This window comes from Peribacillus sp. NPDC096379, from assembly GCF_044762875.1.
In the GTDB taxonomy this organism is placed as follows: domain Bacteria; phylum Bacillota; class Bacilli; order Bacillales; family DSM-1321; genus Peribacillus.
On sequence record NZ_JBIWFD010000003.1, the window covers coordinates 234,461 to 252,135 of the forward strand.

Genomic DNA, 17,675 nt, shown 5'->3' on the forward strand with positions numbered 1-17,675 from the left:
GAAGCTTTTATTATGGATACATCGAAACCCAGAGATTTCTTAAAACTAGAAGCGCTTATTCAAGAATAGATGAGAGTTTTAATCGGTATCAATGATGAAAGAACTGACAGCCGGGAACAGATTCTAAAGCAGGTGGACAGATTACTAATAACTCCAATTCAAGGAAAAAACACTTCTGTTATTTTATAGAAATTATAAATAATGATAACTACTAAGGTATTCTTTAGAATGAAAACTGATAGAAAAGTAGGTAGGATATTTACGCAATTGTTTGTAGACTGTGGAAATTAAACTTCGGATTCGGGCAAACTCCATTTCACGAGTCCCTCTTTCCTCAAAGACTAATTGAATTTAAAGTAGTATACCCGTATTATAAAATATAGAAATAATCTAAGTCGTAACAATTATGTTATGAACATACTAATTGAGAAGGAGGATTTACTATGTCCAATGAAATATACCAATTAGTAGCGATTATTATTTATATGGCTGCGATGGTTTTCATCGGTTGGTATGCATTTAAACGAACATCTAACCTAACGGACTACATGCTTGGCGGACGTTCACTTGGACCAATGGTTACGGCTCTCAGCGCTGGCGCTGCGGATATGTCGGGCTGGTTACTTATGGGGCTTCCGGGTGCAATCTATTTGAGCGGTCTTGTTGAAGCATGGATTGCAGTCGGACTTACGGTCGGGGCATATTTAAACTATGTACTCGTTGCACCACGTCTTCGGGCCTATACGGAAGTGTCGAATGATTCCATTACGATTCCAAGTTACTTGGAAAGTCGTCTGAAAGATAAATCGCGTCTATTACGGATTGCTTCAGGTATTATTATTCTTATTTTCTTTACTTTCTACGTATCTTCCGGAATGGTTGCGGGCGGGAAATTTTTCCTTAGCTCATTCGGACTTAACTATCATGTCGGTCTTTTGATCGTATCTGCCGTCGTAATTTTCTATACACTGTTTGGTGGATTTTTGGCGGTTAGCTATACGGATGTTGTCCAAGGTCTTATTATGTTTTTTGCACTTCTACTTATACCGATAGCCGGGTTATTTCTTACAGGAGGTATTTCGGACACAGCCACGAGCATTCGGGAAGTTAATCCACAATTGTTAAACTTCATTTCCGGTGCTTCCTTCCTCGGTATTTTGTCAGCTGTTGCATGGGGGCTTGGTTATTTTGGTCAACCGCATATTATTGTCCGTTTCATGGCGATCAGTTCGGTTAAAGAAGTGAAAAGCGCTCGTCGCATTGGAATCAGCTGGATGTTCCTCAGCCTTTTTGGAGCTGTTGCAACGGCACTTGTCGGGGTTGCTTATTATCAGCAAAATAACGCTACACTTGCAGATCCGGAAACCGTGTTTATTACTCTCGGTCAGATCATCTTCCATCCGTTCATTTCGGGAATTATGCTTGCAGCTGTCCTTGCAGCTGTTATGAGTACGATTTCTTCGCAGCTGATCGTTACGTCTTCGGCGCTCATTGAAGACTTGTATAAAGCGATTATAAAGACAGACGCAACAGATAAACAATACGTATTTTTAGGTAGAATGGCTGTCCTTGTCGTATCAATTATAGCGGGTGCGCTCGCTTGGCCAAATGACGAATCCATTTTGAAAATCGTATCGTTCGCATGGGCGGGGTTCGGTGCTTCATTCGGCCCAGTCATCTTACTTTCCCTATACTGGCGGAGGATTACAGCTAAAGGTGCCCTATTGGGAATGATTGCAGGCGCGATCACCGTTATGATTTGGGGCAATGTTGCTTCATTGTCTAATACAATTTATGAAATTGTTCCCGGTTTCATCATCTGTTGGATTGTTACATACTTTGTAAGTATGGCAACGTATCGACCGAATGCTGAAATTGATAAGGAATTCGGAGAAGCACTTGAACTTCTAAAAAAAGAAAGTTGATTGAAAAGCCTGCAGGATATGCTGCAGGCTTTTCTTCCTTTTGTTTGATGTGCCTATTTTTAACGAGTCCTTGAATCACTCCTCCAAAAATTGGTGATTTATCGGAATTCCTAGTGATTTTTTTACAAATTTGATATTTTTACCTTATTTATTCCGAGAGGCTATATTAGATATTTTCGAGAATCTTGACGTCACAACCGACGAAGGTGTTTCTCTTCTTTTATAGTTATTTATCATAATCGTAATCGTCTTTATACAGGAAACTTCAAATAATACTTCTATGCAATTAGAATAAAAGCCCCGCAGAGATTTCTCTCCACGGAGCTTATCTAAATCATTATTACTTTAATGCAACAAGAATCAAACCCTTTAAATATCTTTACCAATATAATGTTCTCTTAATTCAGTTTCTGGAATTATTGTCTCTTTTTTTGTAACATAGTCAATCAACGCATTAACGTCTTGCGTACCTTCATCAGAGCTAATTAATACCTTTGCATCTCTAAAAGCTGTTACATTATTTCCACCATTCACTACATAGTTTGTAATCGCTAAAGAGTACGTTTGATTAGGATTAATTGACGCACCATCTGCTAATTTTAAATCTATTATTTTATTTCCTTCAGATGCATTTGGATCATATTTATAGGTAAAACCTGAAGGGAATGCATATCCTCCAGAATAACTATCGCTTGAATTTCCTGCTTGCTCTAATCCGAGCATTAACTGCTCACCTGTCACTTCAATTAACATGACTCTATTAGCAAAAGGCTGAATAGCGTATAAATTTCTTAAAGTGATGTCACCAGCTGGAATGTTACTTCCCCGAGCTCCGCCACCATTGACCCACCCTAAATCAGCTTTGGCCCAGTCGCGAAATGAATCAGCAATTAAATATCCCTTTGGTCGATGTTGAATCTCATTTGTAGATGAAGAAATTTTAATGTCTAACTTAGCTTCCATATCTTGTACATAAGAATCTTCTAATTCTTTTAATGCTGGATCAGAGACAACATTTTCATCTACTTGAATAACTTCATAGTTAAACGTTTTTTCTCCATTTGAATTAAAAGTTATATCAACTCTGACAACACTTCCATAATCCCCCTCAGGTGATACAATTAAACGGCCATCGTCTAATACCGTAATATCAGATTCTGCAGCTGAACTATTTTCTTCTCGGAGGGCAATATCAATTTCTGGAATTTCGTTTAAAATTTCGATATTAGCTTTTAAGCTAATTTGCGTAATCGCAACAATCGTATCAACGTTTTGACTTTGTAATTTTTCTACTGCTGCTTTGGCAGATACTAAATCATCTTTTTCAATCACTTCGCTAAAAGCAGACGTATTTGACATACCACCTGTTAAACCAATATAACCGATTCGTTGGCCGTTCAATTCTTGTATATAAGTTTCATTCCTAGTAAATGGTGTTTCATCCACATTTACAAGATTTGATGATACCCAAGGAAAATTTGAATCATTCATTAATTTTAATGTTTGAGCTGCACCAAAATCGAAGTCGTGTTGCCCAAAGCTAGCTACATCAACACCAATTTGATTAAATGCCTCTACAAATGGTTCCCCACGGTATAATCCACCAAATAATGTACCACCTGCTAAGTCACCACCGAATATAACAGATGAATTTGGATATAGAGTTTGTTGCTGATTAATGACAGTAGACAATCTTGAAATACTACCACGTTCTCCATCTGCCCTAGTTACGGGTGTTATTTCATGTGCATCTTGAAAATACAACAATGACGATGTTGAGCTATTCCCGTCTTATACCACATATTCGTGGCTTTCGGTTCGGGCCTACACCGCACAGGCGACTTTCATCGCATACGGCGTGCTATCAATAGTAATAAAATCTTACAACTTATTTCCCCATTTCTATTTAACCAATCGTATATTAATCTCATTTTGGATCATTGTTAAGTTATTATATTATTAGACTGAAATCGGCAAATAAGCCTTGATACAATTGGGCAAGATCACCAGTAGCCTTGACTCGAGATAACCTTATATACACAAAAATACATTTTATTACAAAAACACTATGAGTTTTACACAACTAAAACACTATATTGACATAATATAAGTTCAATAGATTAATCGAATAAATATATCGAAGGTTAGGAGATCAGAGGATTTACAACTACTTAGCTCAGAGATGAACAAAAAAACAAAAATCAACTGGTACTAATTGGTTACTTTATTTTTTCACTAAAGGGATGGATGGACATCGTTTTTATTTAGGGAAAACAGGTACGGCTGTTGCTATGTTATTAACACTTTGGGGTTTAGGGGTTTGGACATTTATTGACCTATTCTTGCTAAACGGTATGATTAAAGATACTAACGAAAACTAAATTGATTTCATCCTAATCAGACTGTCGAGAAATCCTCTCGACAGTCCCTTTTTTCTTTATTAACGTGGTGTTTCCTTTGCTTAACACACAAAATCACACTCAAAAGAAAAGTTCAAAAACTAACAGATAAAGCTAAAAATACCGTCTAAAGACGGTGGTTTTAGACCACGCATTTCTGATAAAACTCATGTACCACAAAAAGTTTGGTAAGGGGTTATTGACTTTGGCAGTGTGGAGTATTCAGCCTGTTCAGTGGAATGCTCATAAGGATTTGAAAGAACTTCCAAGAGCCGCTCCATCACACTGTAATCTTCTTGTTCCACTGCAGCTTCTAATGCCGCTTCTACTCGGTGGTTTCGTGGGATTACAGCAGGATTGCTGTTTCGCATCAATTGATTTACGGAGTCCTTCGATTCCTGTTGTCTGCTTAATCTCGCCTGCCAGATCTCATGCCATTGAGCGAATTCCGGGGTGCCAAACAGGACCGTATCCTCCTGTCGATCAAAAGTTAACGCGCGGAAAGTATTGGTATAATCCGCTTGATACTTCTTCATCAGACTGAGGAGGCCATTGATAAGGGCTTCATCCTCTGACTCTTCGTTAAAGATCCCCAGTTTTGCTCTCATTCCAGCGAGCCAATTAGCGTGATACAACTCCATAAAATTTGAAATTTCGTCCTGAGCAATTTCGACAGCCTGCTCCTGATTATCATGCAATAGTGGCAATAAAGTTTCAGCAAATCGGGCAAGATTCCACCCGGCCATATACGGCTGATTACCATAGGCATAGCGGCCTTGAATATCAATGGAACTGAATACCGTTTCTGGGTCATAGCTATCCATGAAGGCACAAGGACCATAATCAATCGTTTCTCCACTAATGGTCATGTTGTCGGTGTTCATTACACCATGAATAAAGCCAACCAGTTGCCATTTGGCAATAAGCTTCGCCTGACGCTTGATCACTTCTTGAAGTAAGGAAAGATAGGGATTCCCGTTAGCTTCAATGTCTGAATAATGACGCTTTATTGTATAGTCAGCCAAAGTCCGAAGTTCATCAACTGTACCCCATTGTGCAACATATTGAAAGGTTCCGACGCGCAGATGACTGGCAGCCACCCGAGTCATAATTGCCCCAGGTAACTCGGTCTCGCGGATTATTGACTCACCAGTTGTCACCACTGCTAGACTACGAGTGGTAGGAATACCTAATGCATGCATAGCTTCACTGATGATGTATTCGCGTAACATCGGCCCAAGCGCCGCGCGACCATCACCCCCGCGGGAGTATGGCGTTCTCCCTGCACCCTTAAGCTGAATATCTACCCTCTCACCTCGGGACAGGATTTGCTCGCCTAGTAGCACCGCCCGGCCGTCCCCTAACATGTTAAAATTCCCGAATTGATGTCCCGCGTAAGCTTGAGCAAGAGGCTTAGCACCTTTGGGAATCTGGTTGCCAGCAAGCATCGCTACGCCATCTTCGCTTTCCAGCTCTTGAATGTTCAAACCCAAAGATGTTGCCACCTGGTTATTAAGAATAATCAACTTTGGTGAGCGCACAGGAGTTGGGTTAATACTGGTAGAAAATGATTTCGGCAGACGGGCATAACTGTTGTCTAAGTTCCAACCTATTTCTTTACTCATTGCCATAGTTTCTCCTTTTCTTCTTTTGACTTTTGTACATTCCAAAACACACTACAATCCTTTTTAATGTCTACCTCTGCCAAGTTATTATACCGTTTCCACAGGCATATAGCGCCTTTTAAGTAAAGGTGATTGCCCATCACCATCACTGTTCTAGCTTTGACATCTTGATATTTAAGTTGTTACATTATTAATTAATGATGGTTTTCGTTCGACCATAGAAGGAAGGAGATATTTTAAATGACAACTTCAGAAAAAAATGTAAGGACTTGCAACAAAGGACATACATATTATAAAAGTAGCGATTGTCCAACCTGTCCGACTTGTGAGCAAGAACGCAAACCCGTTAATGGATTTCTTTCATTGCTCTCGGCACCAGCAAGACGAGCGTTAGAAAACAATGGGATAACTTCTTTACAAGATCTATCAAAATATAGTGAAAAAGAGATTTTGCAATTTCACGGTATGGGACCAGCTTCTTTACCTAAACTTAGGTCTACTTTGAAGGAAAATGGGTTAATATTCAGAAACTAAACACCAAGAATGATTATACTTACAGGAATGCATTTTATTTGATTTTTTCTTCAAGTAACGAATGAGCACGACCTTAATACGTGTAATAATCATTCAAACGCTCAGAGTGATAATGCTCTGAGCGTTTGAATGATTGTAAAAGAGATAGGCCGCTTTCAATATGAGGTTTATATTTGAAGATTCTTCGTATTTACTATTATGTGAAAAGGTTGTTTAATTATTAACAGCCATTCGACCAAGGGGGCCATTTTCATCAATGATATCCTGTATATCAAATACAGAGATTGGGAACATAGGGAAACCAAAAACATATGGAGTGATTTCATATAGTTGAAAATAGATAACGAGGACTTTATCCGCAATGTAATAGTCTTGATTAGGCCGAATGACTGTGAAGCCGTTGATTAGCTGAATATCACGTTGCTTAATTTGTGAATGAATTAAGGCTGATAGTCTTTTGACATAATCACTTCCAGGTTTAAACAAGTCCTTAAGTTCACAAAGGCCCCCCGTTTGCAAGTCAAACGTTAAAGACTTTATATACGTCATCCCATGAGCAGCATGGTAATGGTAAGTATAATTGGAAAGTGCTAAGCTCAGAACCTGGCGTTGATTGTTTTTTATTTCATACGACCCAATCATTTGTACCACAGTTGTCGGCATATTCCCAATTTGTTGATTTATGAGTTGCTGGGTTTGATCGACAATCGCTCGATTAATTGATCTTTCCATTTCTAGATTTTGCATACCTATTACTTTAGGATAAAACACTGTTTTATCCGGGCCGCTGCTGATTTCAACCGTTTTAATGCTAACTGGAAGCATAACGGGCATATTTATCTATCCTTTTCTAATTTTTATACCAATGTATTCTTGAAAGAGTAAATGTATGCAAAAAACAAAAGTGAAGGAGCATGGAATCTCATCCTAAAATTTCCCAAGAATTTCTTTTCCGATCGGTAGTGACAAATGGTAAATCCCCACTAAATGTTATATTCATTTATGCTATTATAGTAAAATAGTCTTTTTTATTAAAGGTCCTATTAAACAACCATATTGTTACCATAAACCACGAGGTACACATTTAACGAGAGTTTACATACGTATGCAACTCACTGCCCATGTACCACGCAAAAGATGATCAAATACTTACAATTAAGTACAACAAAAGGAGTATGTATGAAAGAATTTTATACTCAAATCAGTAAAAGATTATATTATACGGTAGTGCTCATCATCATCGCTCTAATGGTGGCAGGGATGTTATTATCTATTCCACATTATGGTGAACTTGAGGCAGGTTACACGTTACATAGTGTGCTTGCAATCGTTCTATCGGCATGTTTATTGCTTTATCCTAAATATGAAAATCATATCTTTAGGGTTGTCATTATTATCGTAGGATCCGCTTATTTCTATACAATTTTCTTTTTATATCCTGAAACTTGGTCTACCTTTATCTTTCTATGTTTAATCCCAGCTATCTCCATTTTATTTTTTGATTCAAAGCTATTTTATTTTTCATTACTAATAAACGGGCTTTCAATCGCAGTTACGTTTTGTTATATTGTGCTGATTGATCAAGGAAGTTTATATCCTCACATCAAACAAGATGTATTTGGAAATATTATCAACTTTATAGGCAGTCAAGTGCTTATTTATTTTATTTATCGAACATCAAATTTACGTATAATAAAACAGCAGTTATATTATGAACAATTACAAAATTCGGAACGATTAAAGACAACCAGCCAATTATCAGCTGCTGTTGCACATGAAATTAGAAATCCGTTGACAGTTGTTAAAGGTTTTTTACAGCTTTACAATGAAAAAGACACACCAATGAGTAATGAGACAAAAAATCATTTTACTTTGATGATTGACGAATTAAATACGGCAGAACAAGTCATTGCTCAATTTTTATCTATAGCTAAGCCCGATAAAGATAAAATAATGGAAATTGTGAATGTGAAAGATGTGCTTCATAGTGTAACAGATTTACTAAAATCATATGGACTCTTACATGATAATACGATTAATTTAAGTGTGGATGAAGATTGCTATATCTACGCCAACAACATTGAGTATAAACAATTAATGATCAATATTATTAAAAATGCCATTGAAGCCTCAAAAATTGGCGATTCTGTTCTTGTTACGGCGAAAAGAAAAAAGCATTTTGTCGAGATGAAAGTAGCGGACCATGGTTTCGGCATGTCAGAAGTGGAAGTTAAATCTCTCGGTACTCCTTTTTACTCGTTAAAAAGTAATGGAACAGGACTAGGTTTAATGATTTGCTATCATATTACCGAAAAATACAATGGGACCATTGATTTCCAAAGCTCAAAAGGTGAGGGAACAACAGTGACGATCCGCTTTCCATTAAAGAAATCGTAAGGATGTTTTAAACATTTGCAATATAAGATTTCTAGCACTTGATGAGGAAAGAACGTACAGAATTGTGAATAAATTTACTTCCCTAGAAGGAAAGATACACTTTAATCAAAAAAAGTTTGAAGTTAAGTTGTAATACTAATAGGGGCTCCCCATAACGAAAGGGGCAGACCTCGCAATGACTCTAACAGTATTTTACTACTATTTACTGTTTAGAGGGGACGAGGTCAGACCCTTTTGGGATATACTCTTTTTTGATTTCATTTTTATGGTTTACCGTTATTTATGGTACGGTCCACCGTAACACCTCTAAGTGAGATTTACTTTTGATCTTTACTTCTAATATACTTCTATCCTACAATTTTTTCTTCCCCATTATCTTTCTTAATGGTACATGACTCAATGTAGTTTAAGAAGCCTTCCTCTCTTTTATTGATTTCTTGACACCTTCTTTTGGAATCGTAGCTACTATAGCTAGTAAAGCTAGTCCAGCAAAAATAACATTTACCAGCAACCCTATACTTGCGGCCGCTTCCATATTTCCAGCCTTTTCAACTACACTATAAACAGTCACAGATATCGCTAAACCGAATGAGCCACCAAGTGTACTAGACATTTTATAAATACCTGCTGCCTCTCCTGCCTTTGCTTGCGGAACATTGTCTACGGCTGTATCTGTAGATGGTGTTGCATAAAGCCCAAGTCCAATCCCATACACGGTAAAACCAATAAAAACAACAACGGAATAAACCGAATTTGGTAAGATTGTTAAGGTCATTAACATAATTCCAGCCATCACTAAAAGACAAGCTAAGATCATCGGTTTTCTTGGACCATTTCGTTGTAATACTTTTTCACCCACACGAATCATCACTAATACAGCAACTAAATTGCCAAAAGATAGTAACCCAGATTGAAAAGAACTGTATCCTCTTGCCATTTGGACATAGGTATTGGCAACAATAAGTGCTCCCGCTACAGCATTCATTAAAAAGTTTGACACCGTAGCCCCAGTAAAATAGTTATTTTTAAATAAAGAAAGATCGATAAATCCGTTAGATTTTCCTTTTACAACGTTTAAAAATACCCAACCTCCTATGACAGTGACAGCCATTAGCGTTAACGAGATGGGGCTTGTCCAACCGAAGTCTTCTCCACGTGTAATGACAACATTTAAAGCGACCATCACTAGGAGAAAGATAACAAAGCCAGAAAAATCAAATTTTGATGCATGGCTTTGTTCTGCTTTACTCTCTGGTATATCTTTTATTAAAAACATAGATAGCAAAGTGAATATGATGGAAAAAATAAAGATCCAACGCCATCCCAAAGACGTAGCAATTAAACCTCCAGCAAACGAACAAATGCCTGCGCCGCCCCAAGATCCAAAAGACCAGTAGCTTAAGGCTCTTTGTCGATCAGCACCGTCAAAATAGGTTTTCACCAAAGCAATCGTCGCAGGCATAATACATGCTGCCGAGAAGCCTTGAATCACACGCCCAATCATTAAGAGAACTGTCTCCTGTGCAAAGACGAGGCAAAGTGAACCAATTATATTTAATAGTAAGCCAATAGTCGTAATTTTCTTGCGTCCAATTCGATCAGATATTCCTCCAGCTACTACAACAAACATACCTGAAAATAATCCAGATAAACTAATGGCTGTATTCAAAAGACCCAATGAAATTCCCAAATCTAACTGAACTTCCGGTATCACATTTATTAGTGACTGTGAGAAAAGCCAATAAGTAAGCACCCCAAACACAATCCCCGTTATCATTCTGTTATTACCTTTATAGCTTGTTTCCATGGTAAACCTCTCCTTTTGGTTAATATCCATTAAACTAACTATGTCTCTTCAGTGATGATGATCGTGTAAATTGCAGGCACAACAAAGAAGGGCAGAGAAAAACATTCTGTTTTTCTCTGCCCTTCTCTGTCCTTTTACCTGAGAGTTTAGCTCATTGGAGCCTTTCCCCTTTGGTGGCGTATCGATTCATACGCTCTCTCCAGAGGCGTGTCCAGTTGCAGTTTCTTCTACCTGAGAGATTCGCTTCAAGGGTCTTATTGAAGTTTGCTCCTTCGGTGGCTTATACTAAACACTCTCCTGCAACTTTCATCCATCTATATTTTCTATATACTTAGAATAATTATTAAATTATAACACGTTAACCGAAAATAGAAAACGCTTTCATTAATTGTTGTCACCGTGATGCCTCGAAACATAAATAATGTCTCTTAATAAGAGCAAAATAAAAGGCATGAACTCAAGTAATAATACCAAGTTCATGCCATGCAAACTACCAATTACAAATCGATAAGACTCGGAGGTAGCTTTTTAAATCCTTTTGTTGTAATAAGCGCATAGACAACCCCAATTGCGAGCCATATAAAGCCTACTTTTAACGTCGTTGGTGATAAATTAATAAATAAGTAGAAACAGATTAAGAAACCGAGGCCCGGAATTAATAAATAACGGATAAATTTCTTCTCTTTTTTACGGAAATAGTAATACACAATAACAGATAGGTTAACAAACATAAAACCAGTTAAACCGCCAAAGCTCATTAATTCTGCAACAAAATCGATTGATAAGAAAAGGGCTCCGGCAATACTAATGCTGCACATTAATAAAATATTGTAGATCGGTGTTTTATATTTAGGATGTAAATGTGTAAAGAACTTTTTCGGTAGAACTTCATCACGTCCCATGCTAAACATTAAACGTGAAGCACTTGCTTGACCTGTTAAACCAGCTGTAAAAGTTGAAACGATAATCGCTACTGTATAAAGTGTTACAAGCACCGCACCACCTGCTACATTCGCAATATCAAATAATGCTGTATCTGCTGAGCTAAAGTTATTTACATCTGGCCAGACTAGCTGAGCAACATACGCTTGCACGATAAAAATAACGCCACCGATTAAACAAGAAAGAATGGCCGCTTTCCAAATATCATTTTTGGGATTCACTGATTCTTCCGATAAGGTTGTAATCGAGTCAAATCCTAAAAATGAGAAACATGCCATGGCTGCACCTGAAATGATGGCTGACATTACGAATGTTTCGTTATTAAAGAACGGAGTAATCGATACTAAAGCCGATGCACCATCCTCTACCATAATCGCCTTCATACAAAAAACAACGAAGATGACAACAACGATTCCCATAAATAACACTAAAATTTGGTTCGCTTTTGCTGCCACTGCAATTCCGAGAATATTTACAACAGTAATAACTCCAGCAATAATGAATACCCATACCCAATATGGAATGGATGGAATTAATGCATTGGCATAGGAAGCACCAACCATAAAGACGATTAAAGGCACTAATACATAGTCCATAAACATGGCCCAGCCGGCAAAAAAGCCTAAATGCGGATGAATCGCACGTTGTGTATACGTATACGTTGAACCGGAAACCGGGAACGCTGCAGCCATCCTGCCATAGCTATATGCCGAAAACATCATCGCAACCATCGCGATTAAATACGCTAATGGCAACATACCGCCTGTAGACTGTGCTGCAAAACCATATATATAAGCAGGCGCAATGGGCGTCATAAAGGCGATGCCATAAATCACCAAATCCTTCAGTGTTAGAACACGCTTAAAATGAGGAGCTGCACTGTCTTGATTTGCATTACTTTGTCCTTGACTCATTTAAAAAGCTTCCTCTCTATTTTTGAACAACAGTACGTTGTTCAATTTCCTCCGAAATGAATTGAATGGTTTCATCTGTGCTCATCACTTGGCAATAAATTTGATTCATGATCATGATTTCTGCATCATGTAACTCTTTCGTTGCCGCTGCGCAAGCATCTTCTACTAAAATTACTTCAAAACCAGCGTCTGCTAAGCTACGTACAGTTGAGGCAACACATTGGTCTGTTACAACACCTGTACATACAACTGTTTCAATGCCCATATTACGAAGTAAAAATTCATAGTTTGTTCCACTTAAAACACTGTCTGTCGTTTTATTTACCACGATTTCATCTTCTAATGGTTTTAATTCATCTACCATTTCTGCACCTGGATCACCGATTGGTAATAAGATATTATTCCAACCTGGGCGACGTTGTACAGGGGAACGGTCACGTCCATCCTTATGATGACAAGCAATCCGTCCGAAAGTGACTTCTAATTGATTGGCACGGAAAAAGTCTAGTAGTTTTTTATTGTTTGGAATCGCTACGTTATCGATACGATCATAGAAAGATTCCCACTTATCGAACATGCCTTTTTCTCGTGCAACTTGAGCATCCAATCCATCACGGCTAATAAATTGATTTTGCATATCCACGACTAAAAGTGCTGTTTTTGCTGGATCTAATTTCATTTTATCTTCGCCCGTCGGGATAAATTCGTAATAAAGTGTTTGCAGTTTTTCCATATTCATTTCCTCCATCTTAGCCTATACAAGCTATATTCATTTCTTCAATACAAAGCATTCGTGAGCATCTGATCCTAACTTAAATGATGAAAAAGGTTCGGGTTCTAAAAAACGTATCACCTTATAAAGGTGGCGATGCGGAGCTGATTTTTTGGAAGCCCGCCCCTTTTCCATAGAAAAAAGAGATTCCCCTATATGCTAAAGGAATCTCTTAAAGGCAATAAAAAAAGACTAGATACCTTCCGAGAAAGAACCCGGAAATCGATGTAGCCATTCCAAATTCCTCACCCTTTTGTCTCTACTGAGAGATAGCACAACTTAATAAATTGGGTAACTTATTAAGACAGTCCTGTAATTATTCATTACAGACCCAGCACATAATGGCGAGAAATCATTATATACTTCGGCGACATTTCCTTCTGCATAGCTTCTTCGTCTTCTCTGACTCCACTAAGCACTAATAAATATCGCGCCTCTACCTCACAATTATAAAAAGCGAGGTATATTTATTCATTATAATTATTATATAATTATAAATATTACGATGTCAATATAATATTTATCTATTAATCATTCCTAAAAATAAGGAAATACAGGAAAATACTAACATATTAAATGTTATATTAATATAACATTTAATAACACCAGTACAAGATATTCTTTTAACCAACAGGCTCCGATTTTAGAATAGCAAAAAAAACTCATTTGCCATTCATTATTGCAAATGAGTAATAATCACTAGCTGACATCTAGCTTTTTTTTAATATGGCTTGTATGAATCATTCTACTTTAATTGTTCTGCTCAATACATTGGTAGACCGCCATCATATCTCGTTTATTCAACTCGCGAATACGATTAAAAATTGGAATATCACTAACAGCCTCATTTATTAAGCTCTCAGCAACAACATCACGTACTTTGCCAGTTAGCCATGTTTGCACGTCAAAACCATCGACGATTTCCTTACGCCCTTCTTCATTGATACCACTTGCATCACAACTCACACATGGTATCGATAATTTGTACACACCGTCATGGAGACCATCTTCTGAAATGACTTTCTTCCCTTTACAGAATGGGCATGGATGACTTTTTTTAATCTTATTTATTTGGGTAACAATTTTTTTGTAACCAAATGCTTCATAAACATACGTTAGTTTTTTGTATTTGCCATTGGTGAAATACTTATCAATAATTGTTTCTCTTGTTTCGTCAATATTGGCAAAATCACAAATTGTTATCAGATTTTTACTGCTTATAGCTTCGATGTTTCCTTTAATTCTGTCCCAGAATGGTAAGACATTTTGTAATACCATTTCATAGTGGGCAAAGCTTGCCTGTTCCAGTTCAAGCATTTTCAGTGCGACTTGTGTTTCCCTAGGCAACAGGGAGACATCTTCCGTCAAGGCCATCTCGCCGCCAACAATAGATTTCATTTTTACGAGTTCCGGTAACTCACCTACCATTTTCAAAACCTGATCAAGCGGCTGATGAATAATCTCACGAATATCTGTGTCGCCAAATTCGAGCTTTTTATGATGGCTTAGCACGGCGCCCTGACAAATTGGACAGGTAATCATCTCTTTTGACGCTTTCATATGCTCTTTAATAATCGATTTCGAAATGGACATATACATCCCAAGAATTTTATTAAAGCCATCCCACGTCCTCCGCGCTTTGCCTTTCTTATCATAGAATGACTTTTCCCAATACCCGTATAAAAAGGTATGCTTCTCTGCTTCTGTCATCTCATGATAGCTTTTACTAATATCTTGACCAAGTTCATTCTTGATCTCATCAAAAAGGAATTGCAATTTCGGATATTGATAATATTTTAATACCTCCATCACGTCTGAATGCAATAGGCCATCCCAAAATGGTACGTTTTTGTCTTGAATGACAACATCAATATCAAATTTTTCAATCATCCGGCGGCCCGAGCAGCTTGGACAATGATTATCTTGATCATAGAAATCGAAGCTTCTTGTATCTTTATTGGTTGGATGCGCCGCCACAATATGGTTGATTAGACCGCCAATTTCATAGAGAAAACTATATTGACTATACAAATGTCTTTCAAAATCAATGGCGATGACGGGTGCAATGGTTTCAGATTCATATTCACCATAAATCAATCGAGCCATTGATGATAAACTTTTTAAGATGCCGCCCTTATAAAGGTTCTCTGCATTTTTAAAATAGTCAATCTGATTTTCTTCTAAATAGTGAATACCCTTTTGCTGCTTGAGTGTGGAAGAAAGATACAATGGGTCAACTCTATCTGCACTGTTTTTTTGGCGATAATAATCATCATGACTGACAACCTCAAGATGTTCTACAGACGCATGCTGTCTTTTACCAAAATCAACGATAAAGTCAGAGCTTTCTAGCATGTAAGAATTATGTTCAATCATCATGATTGAGACGGATTCATCTTGCAGAATGCCCCTAATACTATCAATGAATTGGTTTAAAATATTTTGTGATAAACCTTTTGAAGGCTCGTCAAAAATAAAAAGCGTATGTGGGTTTCTCGAGTTAGCAAACAGCTCCGAAACTAAATGAACACATTGAAATTCACCAGTTGATAAGGACTGTGTTTTTCTTTCCAACGTCAAATAACCCAGTCCAAGTTTAATCAGTAAGCTCAAGCGTTTATGAGCGATGTCTTGATTTGGTAGTTCTTCAATAATATCTTCAATTGAGCGCTGAAAAATATCTTCAATATCTTCACTATATTTTGTCAGTTTCTTTTTAATATCAAGAAAAGTCGCAACGGTTGACCGACTGGTAATCGATTGGTTTCGATCTTGACCTACCATAACTAGTTTATCTTTTGGATATCGCTTCAGAAAATCTTTGGCTATACATTCATTGACAAGTGTAGATTTACCACATCCAGACTCACCCGTAACGGTTACAAGTCTATTTTGGGGAATCTGAATTTCAGCCATTTGAATATTACGGCAATATAGATCATGAAATTGATAGTATTCTGTTGGTATTGCCTGATTTCGTTCCCAATGGATTGGTTGTGGGCGTGGTGATTCTTCCACGATTTTTCCGCCATATTTCCCACTACCAGGACCAAAGAACAATTGCTCATTCGTTGTATCGAGCACTGTGTCTGAATGATCAATGAGCCAAATTTGATTTTTATAGCCTAATTGTTTAATCTGTTCCAAAATTTGCAATAGTGTTTGGTGATCAAGCCCAACGGAGATTTCATCAATAATAATAACGGTATTTTCACTTGCTGCCATGAATTCTGCCAAGTAAAGTCGTGTTAATTCTCCACCTGACAATGTACCCATAATACGATTTAATGTTAAGTAACCAATACTCATGTTGATCATATTTTTAAGAATATGCTGTTTTGCTTCACTAATATGTAATTCTTCTGCAAGGGAAAGAATCATTTCAATGTTTAAGTTGTTGATATCGGAAATACTATGTGGTTGATCCAATAATTCTATTCTTTTTTGCTCAACTTCTGGATTATAGCGCTTGCCCTCACACTTTTTACATTCGATATTTTGGGTAGTACCGCGTCCTTTACACTTAGGACACCAGCCTAATTCATTATTAAATGAAAACACTTCTGGAGAAAGATTAAATTTCTCAGCAAGCCGCACGCGGAGGTCTTTAAAAACGCCCGTATGGGTGCCAATCGTTGAACGTGGATTGGCAGAAATGGCTGATTTTCCGAGAAACAGGACTAAAGGCATTTCTTCCATCTTGATGGCACTGAAATTGGTTTCCATTATATTAGGAAATAAATACTGATATTCAGCCTTTGGCAATAAGGAAACGAGACGCTTCTTAGATTCTTCACCAATTGTTTGGCAAAAAGTTGTTTTACCAGATCCAGACAAACCAGCAATTCCTAACGATTTATCTACTGGTAGTACTGCATCTAATTTGTTAATATTGTTCGCAATTAATTGATTGATTTTCATAGTGAATGATATCCTCTCAATTCTCTCAATTTAGTTTTTCTTATGTTGGCATAACGACTAATAATTATGTTGTGTTATTTCGAATCGACGTACTCATACTAATTGTAAACGAATCGATGATGTAAAGCTTACCATTCATGCTTTCAAAGAATAAAAGAAATCTAAAGCCTTTTTTGATCAAAGAGCCCTTTTGGTATTATTCATTTAGAGATTTAATTCATCGTAAATTTTTAAACAGGTCTACGAATCCACCTATCTTTCCATGACAGTACTCAAAGAGGATAGCAAGCATACTATCCTCTTTGAGTACTGTTTCTATTTAATTTAATTACCAGTTTATTAAAGAAAATAGATGGACCTATTTATTTTCAAAGAAAAGCACTTTTTCAGTGAGCTCGGACTGCCCCATTAGACATCTACGAAATGAAATATTTGAGGG

At 37.3% G+C, this 17,675-nt stretch carries 10 protein-coding genes, 1 pseudogene and 2 riboswitches; of the genes and pseudogenes, 4 read left to right on the forward strand and 7 right to left on the reverse strand.

Annotated features, from left to right (window positions below):
- Positions 1-443: 443 nt before the first annotated feature.
- Complete coding sequence (gene putP, locus ACIQZI_RS15255; protein ID WP_403074397.1) at positions 444-1,925, forward strand: sodium/proline symporter PutP; 1,482 nt, start codon at positions 444-446, stop codon at positions 1,923-1,925.
- A gap of 369 nt (positions 1,926-2,294) precedes the next feature.
- Here putP and ACIQZI_RS15260 read toward each other — a convergent pair whose 3' ends face one another.
- Positions 2,295-3,692 carry a bifunctional metallophosphatase/5'-nucleotidase gene (locus ACIQZI_RS15260; protein WP_403074399.1) on the reverse strand — a complete coding sequence of 466 codons (1,398 nt, stop codon included), beginning with the start codon at positions 3,690-3,692 and terminating at the stop codon, positions 2,295-2,297.
- A gap of 440 nt (positions 3,693-4,132) precedes the next feature.
- Here ACIQZI_RS15260 and ACIQZI_RS15265 point away from each other — a divergent pair.
- A pseudogene (locus tag ACIQZI_RS15265) lies at positions 4,133-4,306 on the forward strand (NINE protein); the annotation flags it as partial.
- Positions 4,307-4,491: 185 nt separating this feature from the next.
- On the opposite strand, the gene ACIQZI_RS15270 reads toward ACIQZI_RS15265, so the two are convergent.
- Positions 4,492-5,949 (reverse strand): protein adenylyltransferase SelO, encoded by a 1,458-nt coding sequence (locus ACIQZI_RS15270; protein WP_062184029.1) that lies wholly within the window; start codon positions 5,947-5,949, stop codon positions 4,492-4,494.
- A gap of 240 nt (positions 5,950-6,189) precedes the next feature.
- Here ACIQZI_RS15270 and ACIQZI_RS15275 point away from each other — a divergent pair, with 240 nt between their 5' ends.
- Positions 6,190-6,483, forward strand: coding sequence for an RNA polymerase alpha subunit C-terminal domain-containing protein (locus ACIQZI_RS15275; RefSeq protein ID WP_403074401.1), 294 nt, complete (start codon positions 6,190-6,192; stop codon positions 6,481-6,483).
- 213 nt (positions 6,484-6,696) lie between these two features.
- Here the strand turns inward: ACIQZI_RS15275 and ACIQZI_RS15280 are convergent, their stop codons facing one another.
- Complete coding sequence (locus ACIQZI_RS15280) at positions 6,697-7,317, reverse strand: DUF3298 and DUF4163 domain-containing protein (protein ID WP_403074403.1); 621 nt, start codon at positions 7,315-7,317, stop codon at positions 6,697-6,699.
- Between the two features lie 345 nt (positions 7,318-7,662).
- Between ACIQZI_RS15280 and ACIQZI_RS15285 the strand changes: the two genes are divergently transcribed.
- Positions 7,663-8,880: an ATP-binding protein gene (locus tag ACIQZI_RS15285; RefSeq protein ID WP_403074405.1), complete on the forward strand. Its 1,218-nt coding sequence runs from the start codon at positions 7,663-7,665 to the stop codon at positions 8,878-8,880.
- A gap of 406 nt (positions 8,881-9,286) precedes the next feature.
- On the opposite strand, the gene ACIQZI_RS15290 is transcribed toward ACIQZI_RS15285, so the two are convergent.
- The 4 genes from ACIQZI_RS15290 to ACIQZI_RS15305 form a co-directional block, all read right to left on the reverse strand.
- Positions 9,287-10,687, reverse strand: a complete 1,401-nt coding sequence (locus ACIQZI_RS15290; protein ID WP_062184035.1) for an MFS transporter — start codon at positions 10,685-10,687, stop codon at positions 9,287-9,289.
- A 208-nt stretch (positions 10,688-10,895) separates the two neighbouring features.
- Positions 10,896-10,997, reverse strand: a riboswitch (glycine riboswitch).
- Between the two features lie 187 nt (positions 10,998-11,184).
- A complete protein-coding gene (locus ACIQZI_RS15295) occupies positions 11,185-12,543 on the reverse strand; it encodes an APC family permease (protein WP_403074407.1) in 1,359 nt (452 codons plus the stop codon).
- Positions 12,544-12,559: 16 nt separating this feature from the next.
- Complete coding sequence (locus tag ACIQZI_RS15300; protein ID WP_062184041.1) at positions 12,560-13,276, reverse strand: cysteine hydrolase family protein; 717 nt, start codon at positions 13,274-13,276, stop codon at positions 12,560-12,562.
- A gap of 301 nt (positions 13,277-13,577) precedes the next feature.
- A riboswitch (Lysine riboswitch) is annotated at positions 13,578-13,762 on the reverse strand.
- Between the two features lie 303 nt (positions 13,763-14,065).
- Positions 14,066-17,236 carry an ATP-binding cassette domain-containing protein gene (locus ACIQZI_RS15305; protein ID WP_403074410.1) on the reverse strand — a complete coding sequence of 1,057 codons (3,171 nt, stop codon included), beginning with the start codon at positions 17,234-17,236 and terminating at the stop codon, positions 14,066-14,068.
- Positions 17,237-17,675: the final 439 nt, after the last annotated feature.

What these genes read in the sequence shown, in the direction of transcription:
- putP (WP_403074397.1), top strand. Translation starts at nt 444, where the DNA reads ATGTCCAATGAAATATACCAATTAGTAGCGATTATTATTTATATGGCT.
- ACIQZI_RS15270 (WP_062184029.1), bottom strand. Translation starts at nt 5,949, where the DNA reads ATGAGTAAAGAAATAGGTTGGAACTTAGACAACAGTTATGCCCGTCTG.
- ACIQZI_RS15275 (WP_403074401.1), top strand. Translation starts at nt 6,190, where the DNA reads ATGACAACTTCAGAAAAAAATGTAAGGACTTGCAACAAAGGACATACA.
- ACIQZI_RS15280 (WP_403074403.1), bottom strand. Translation starts at nt 7,317, where the DNA reads ATGCCCGTTATGCTTCCAGTTAGCATTAAAACGGTTGAAATCAGCAGC.
- ACIQZI_RS15285 (WP_403074405.1), top strand. Translation starts at nt 7,663, where the DNA reads ATGAAAGAATTTTATACTCAAATCAGTAAAAGATTATATTATACGGTA.
- ACIQZI_RS15290 (WP_062184035.1), bottom strand. Translation starts at nt 10,687, where the DNA reads ATGGAAACAAGCTATAAAGGTAATAACAGAATGATAACGGGGATTGTG.
- ACIQZI_RS15295 (WP_403074407.1), bottom strand. Translation starts at nt 12,543, where the DNA reads ATGAGTCAAGGACAAAGTAATGCAAATCAAGACAGTGCAGCTCCTCAT.
- ACIQZI_RS15300 (WP_062184041.1), bottom strand. Translation starts at nt 13,276, where the DNA reads ATGGAAAAACTGCAAACACTTTATTACGAATTTATCCCGACGGGCGAA.
- ACIQZI_RS15305 (WP_403074410.1), bottom strand. Translation starts at nt 17,236, where the DNA reads ATGAAAATCAATCAATTAATTGCGAACAATATTAACAAATTAGATGCA.